Source organism: Clostridium bowmanii, from assembly GCF_018861315.1.
In the GTDB taxonomy this organism is placed as follows: Bacteria; Bacillota; Clostridia; order Clostridiales; family Clostridiaceae; genus Clostridium_AD; species Clostridium_AD bowmanii.
In genome coordinates this window covers 1-693 of record NZ_JAHLDL010000111.1, presented here as the reverse complement: position 1 = coordinate 693, position 693 = coordinate 1, and the positions used below count along the sequence as shown (strand labels likewise).

The following is a 693-nucleotide window of genomic DNA, read 5'->3' as shown; positions in this document are numbered from 1 at the left end:
CAAAGGTCAAGCTACAAAGGGCGCATGGCGAATGCCTTGGCACTAGGAGCCGAAGAAGGACGCGTTAAGCTGCGATAAGCTTTGGGTAGGCGCAAATAGCTCGAGATCCAAAGATTTCCGAATGGGGGAACCCACATAGTAACAACTATGTACTGCATACTGAATAAATAGGTATGCAGAGGTACACCCGGGGAACTGAAACATCTAAGTACCCGGAGGAAGAGAAAGAAACATCGATTTCCTAAGTAGCGGCGAGCGAAAGGGAAAGAGCCCAAACCTAGGTCTTTGACCTAGGGGTTGAGGATAGATCATAAATACTGCAATTCCTTAATTGAAGATAGCTGGAAAGCTGCTCCGCAGAAGGTAATAGGCCTGTAAATGAAAAGGAAAAACAGTCAGATCTAATCCAGAGTACCACGAGACACGTGAAACCTTGTGGGAAGCAGGGAGGACCACCTCCCAAGGCTAAATACTACCTAGTGACCGATAGTGAAGAAGTACCGTGAGGGAAAGGTGAAAAGAACCCCGGAAGGGGAGTGAAATAGAACCTGAAACCGTGTGCCTACAACCGGTCGGAGCACTTTATATGTGTGACGGCGTGCTTTTTGTAGAACGAGCCAACGAGTTACGATATGTAGCAAGGTTAAGTACTTAAGGTACGGAGCCGAAGGGAAACCAAGTCTGAATAGGGCG

1 rRNA gene is annotated in these 693 nt (G+C 47.6%); it reads left to right on the top strand.

Features of this window, described 5'->3' with window-relative positions:
• Nucleotides 1-4: 4 nt before the first annotated feature.
• Nucleotides 5-693: ribosomal RNA gene (locus KPL51_RS23100) — 23S ribosomal RNA — on the top strand; the annotation flags it as partial.